This is a genomic window from Nitrosomonas halophila (assembly GCF_900107165.1).
Classification (GTDB): Bacteria; Pseudomonadota; Gammaproteobacteria; order Burkholderiales; family Nitrosomonadaceae; genus Nitrosomonas; species Nitrosomonas halophila.
This window is the reverse complement of record NZ_FNOY01000112.1, coordinates 1-4854: the sequence shown is the minus strand read 5'-3', so window position 1 is coordinate 4854 and position 4854 is coordinate 1. Positions and strand designations below refer to the sequence as shown.

6 protein-coding genes are annotated in these 4854 nt (G+C 46.9%); 5 read left to right on the top strand and 1 reads right to left on the bottom strand.

Annotated features, from left to right (window positions below):
* Positions 1–3: 3 nt before the first annotated feature.
* Both BLV85_RS16005 and BLV85_RS14215 read left to right on the top strand, forming a co-directional pair.
* On the top strand, positions 4–324 hold the full coding sequence (locus tag BLV85_RS16005; protein WP_090415881.1) for a DUF4917 family protein: 321 nt from the start codon (positions 4–6) through the stop codon (positions 322–324).
* 102 nt (positions 325–426) lie between these two features.
* Positions 427–1308, top strand: a complete 882-nt coding sequence (locus BLV85_RS14215) for a DUF4238 domain-containing protein (protein WP_218132859.1) — start codon at positions 427–429, stop codon at positions 1306–1308.
* A 514-nt stretch (positions 1309–1822) separates the two neighbouring features.
* On the opposite strand, the gene BLV85_RS14210 is transcribed toward BLV85_RS14215, so the two are convergent.
* Positions 1823–2014, bottom strand: a complete 192-nt coding sequence (locus BLV85_RS14210) for a CopG family transcriptional regulator (protein WP_090415879.1) — start codon at positions 2012–2014, stop codon at positions 1823–1825.
* A 211-nt stretch (positions 2015–2225) separates the two neighbouring features.
* Between BLV85_RS14210 and dauA the strand changes: the two genes are divergently transcribed.
* The 3 genes from dauA (at position 2226) to BLV85_RS16000 (ending at position 4777) form a co-directional block, all read left to right on the top strand.
* Positions 2226–3983, top strand: a complete 1758-nt coding sequence (dauA, locus tag BLV85_RS14205; RefSeq protein WP_090415878.1) for a C4-dicarboxylic acid transporter DauA — start codon at positions 2226–2228, stop codon at positions 3981–3983.
* Between the two features lie 239 nt (positions 3984–4222).
* Positions 4223–4432: a hypothetical protein gene (locus BLV85_RS15365; protein WP_176974059.1), complete on the top strand. Its 210-nt coding sequence runs from the start codon at positions 4223–4225 to the stop codon at positions 4430–4432.
* Positions 4433–4477: 45 nt separating this feature from the next.
* Positions 4478–4777, top strand: a complete 300-nt coding sequence (locus BLV85_RS16000) for a DUF2335 domain-containing protein (protein WP_090415877.1) — start codon at positions 4478–4480, stop codon at positions 4775–4777.
* Positions 4778–4854 lie beyond the last annotated feature (77 nt).

The following is a 4854-nucleotide window of genomic DNA, read 5'->3' as shown; positions in this document are numbered from 1 at the left end:
TCAATGAAACCTTGGCAAAGTCGTTTCGCTGGACTTATATTGGCAAACCTTTGCTCGTATAGGTTATCGGATATATTTCGGATGCTGGGTACTAGTCTTTCGCATGATCTTGTAATCTATGGGTGGGGGCTTTGGGAGCAAGATCTCTACATTCTTAACCGCATATCTTTATCCGGTATTCGGCGAGTGGCAATTTCGGTATATGGCAATGATCAGGCATACTGCTATAGAGCTTATGAAATTCTTCGACAGGCTTTAGGGGCGGGAGTCCATATAGACTTTTTTTACAGTGATAGTCCAGGGTGTTGGAATAATGCCGCTTAACAATCGCAGGCACAGCGACGGCTTTTTCGTTACGGCTGCGCCTTCACTACAAAGCCGCGAGTGCTGCGGGCGTTATATTTCTGGAGGTCCCGGTTGAGTTCGGTGAATCATCATTACATTCCGCAGCTCTACTTGAGAGGGTTTACCTCCTCAGATGGGAGGCTGCAAGTCTTCGACAAATATCTGCGCAAATTTAAGAAGGACAAACAAACACCCAAAACAGTCCTCTACGAGAAGCATCGCAATACTATAGAATTCAAAGGTAGACCCAGTGATCAAGTTGAGAAGCTCTACAGCACGATTGAGACCAGTTTCGGGGATTTCTTCCATCATATAAGAAAAGGCATTTCTCACGAGGAATTGATCTCAAAGCAGGGTTTGTATTTACTTAAACTATTTGTGGCATTCCAGTTTTGGAGAATGCCGCTTACGGATAGATTTTCTGAGACATATATTAATAATTTGGACCTAAATAAATTCGGAGATAAAATAACATTCGGTGGCGTTTCGCTGGGTGAAATTGAAAAGCTTAGGGAGTTGTTAAAAAATAATGAGGGATTCCGCCACTATTTCCGTAGTTTTTTTCTTCCACTCTTGACGTTTGATTTGCGGATTCATGACACGGATTTTGACTGTTGGTGTCTTCATGCTGTGTCTGATGAGCATAATGGTTGGGGAAATTTTCTAACAGGCGACAACCCAATTATTATTGAAAATATTTCTGAGGTGTTTTCCTTTAGATCCAAATTTTTTATGCCATTATCCAAGAATCAGCTGATCAGTTATTCGCCAACTGCTAATAACAAAACTGATTTTCCAGCTATTATCAGCACTAAGCTAACGATGGTTATGAACTCGCAATGCCAAAAGTATCTTGTTGGAGAGAATAGGAAATACATGGAGAAAATGCTTAAATTACAGGATGATGTGTATGGTGAGAATGGGGTCGCGAAACTCCGTGAAGAGTTGTTCGAGCAAATATAACAATTTGCTGTTGTCGGACAATTTCTCCACCGCTGCGCGGTTTCAAAATTGCCGCAAAACTCCGCGTAAATCATGACTGTACCCGTTTACATGCTGCTCATTAACATATAAACGAAGCGTACCCAGTATCAGCTATACCCAGACAGCACTTTATTCCATCCCGGCTTAAGACCACCCTCTCAGACACACCACCCGTTGGTTAAACCGCACCCTCACGATAAAAGGGGACGCTACCCTTTTGCTATCGATAAAAGGGGACGCTACCCTTTTGCTATTATTCCATTCGAGTCGCCGCACAGCCCAGCCCGCTGCCAAACAGTGAGCACCGATTTCTGACATGATGAAACCCACAGGGGCGGAGTAAAATAGACTGATTTTACTCCGCCTCTTTTGTTTTTATTTATCCGCTATCGAATATGATGCTGACGCCGGGCTTTGTTGCGCAGGGTGTGGCCCCATTTCGGTTCATGAATTGGCATAGATTGGTGTGGCTATGTGCGAGTGGGCGCTTGGATCAGCTTGAGGTGCTTTTTCTGTGTTTAATCATCTGTGTTTCGTACTCCACCCCATGTTTATGTAAATAATCACGTATCAGTTGCCGCACTACTTGCGAAGGGGTCAGGTCTTGTAAAGCGCATAGCTGCTCAAAGGCCAGTTTCTTTTCTGGATCTATGAGTAGAGTGAGGCGAGCAGTCTTCTTTTCCACTAATATTCTCCTTTAACATTAACATCTAATGTTAATGTTATCTCTTCCTTATCGCAATACCTTGGCATTGCTCCTTGCGTGATATAACGCGCCTCGTTATTGCATTAAATTATAACTAAATGTTAATATTGTTAACATAATTTTCACTTCCTGAGCCAAATGCTCTGCTCGACTCTGCAATGGTAAGGGCGCTTGCAACGAGGGCTATCGTATGTCTCACCAAAGGTTTTTAATTAATCTGCCCGGCATTTCCACAGGTCTGCGCGCCGCGTGGCGGGAGGGTTACGGACTCACTGATTTGCGCAAGGATGTGATGGCTGGTCTTACTATCGGTACTGTGGCCGTGCCACTGTCGATGGCGTTGGCGATCGCCACAGGCGTTCCGCCTCAGCATGGTCTCTACACAGCGATTGTGGCTGGAGCCATTACCGCGTTAACCGGTGGTGCCCGCTTCAATGTCTCGGGTCCGACAGCAGCGTTCGTCGTCATTCTTTTCCCCATTGTCCAACAGTACGGTCTGGGCGGTTTGCTTATCGCATCGATGATGGCGGGCACCATCTTAGTGATTTTAGGGGTAGCCCGCATGGGCCGTCTTATTCAGTTTGTTCCATACCCGGTAGTGCTTGGCTTTACGGCCGGTATCGCGGTCGTCATTGCAGTGTTACAGATTCCTGATTTTCTTGGATTAGAGACGGGAAAGCTTGGTGAACACTTTGTCGATAATGTGTCAGTTATCGCCACCTCACTGCCCACCTTCAACCCACTTGAACTGAGCGTGGGCGCATTCACATTGATCGTCATGCTTTTGTGGCCACGTCTTCATATACCGATTCCTGCTCCCCTTGTTGGTTTGGTTGTTGGAGCGTTTGTCGCTTATGGCGTTAATCAATGGCTGGGCGGCCAAGAGGCAGGCGTTGCGGTGGAAACGATTGCGTCACGTTTTGTCTGGGACGTGAATGGGGTGGTAGGAAGTGGGATCCCGCCTATTCCGCCATCGTTTATGGCACCTTGGCTATTGCCGGGACCCGATGGCGAGCCACTGAAGCTAAACTTTGAATTGATACGGGCACTTTTGGGTCCAGCTTTTGCGATTGCTATGCTTGGTGCCATAGAGTCGCTGTTATGCGCAGTGGTGGCAGACGGTTTGACGAAGACCAAGCATGACCCCAATGCGGAGCTAATCGGCCAGGGGTTGGGAAATATTGTTGCCCCTCTTTTTGGTGGAATCACGGCCACTGCTGCTATTGCTCGAACTGCAACCAATATCCGCAGTGGCGCACGCTCACCGATTTCTGCCGTCATTCATGCGCTTGTTGTCTTGCTTGCGGTGGTCGCACTCGCTGGACTACTTGGTTGGGTTCCGATGGCAGCTCTCGCCGCTCTCCTTTTTATTGTGGCTTGGAATATGAGTGAGGCAAGACATTTCCTGAATACCCTGCGTTCAGCCCCGCCCGAGGATGTGGCCATCCTCGTTATATGCTTTGGCCTCACTGTAATTTTCGATATGGTCCTGGCGGTAGCCGTTGGGGTTGGGCTGGCCGCTGCGTTGTTTATCAGGCGAATGTCATTGCTGACTCAAACGGCCCAGGTTGAAATTGACAATTTTCCTGCGATCAAAGGACTTCCTGCTGAGGTGGCAGTTTATGACATCAATGGCCCGCTGTTTTTCGGGGCTGTGGGAAAAGCACTTACATCACTGCACTTGGTGGATCCTAAAGTTAAAACGGTCATTGTCGATATGCGCGATGTGCCAAGCATAGATGGCACGGCCATTGTGGATCTTCAATCGCTGATTATTGAAATGAAGCATAAGGGAGTCCGACTGATTTTAGTCGGTGTGCAGACGCGGATCATAGTTAAGCTGCGCCGTGCTGGCGTGCGCAAAGTGGCTGGGTCATTGACGCACTGCCGAAATTTAGAACAAGCAAGAACAGTGGCCTTGCGTTGGCAGAAAGAACAACCCGAATAGTTCTAATCTTGGCGCTCAGCTCACTGTCTTATTTATAGTGAACCCCGGCATGCGCGCCAATTTCTGACATGATGAAAACCACAGGGGCGGAGTAAAATAGACTGATTTTACTCTGCCTCTTTTGTTTTTATTTAGAGCTTGCTCAGAAAGTATAAGTAACTGATTCTATATTGGAATTACCTCTATTCTGATAAAATAGTGCACGTAAATAAGACAAATAACCCCAAAAACCGTGCACGATGATCCGCTACCAGAACCAGCGCACACGACGGGGTCAGGTCCATAGAAGTGAGTCTGGTATTTTGAACTTAAAACGTCAACAGACCCTGAAGTCAAACATGAAAAAGGGTACGAATAACGTGCTGAGCGGCATCGGGAGTGTGATGGATACCATGCCCACAGACGGGCTAAACAAGGCAATTGCGCGTCAACAAGCAAGCAAGAAATGACGTCGCCTCCCATTTTGGCCGCGTAGGCAGGGAATTAAGAGATGCATGCGGCAGATTCGAGAGCGATGCCAAAGTCACAATCACCAAAAAATAGCCGAAACACCCCCATTCGTAACCACAACGGAAATAATCCAGCATCAGTTTCCGCTGAAATTCAGGCATCTACATTTTCCGGCCCAATGCCACACCCGGCAATATTCGCAGAGTATGAAAAAAATCGTGCCAGGTTCTGCTGAGAGAATACTGGTTATGGCTGAGCAGAGCATGAAACACCAGCATGAATATGATCATGCCTCATCATGTTCTCCCGCCTTGTTTTTGTGTGGCCCCCCTGTGTCAGAATAGTTGTCGTGTCTAATTTTTAATTAATATTCGGGGGCGATAAGGAATAAACAATGACACGATATTCAAAAGAACGCAAA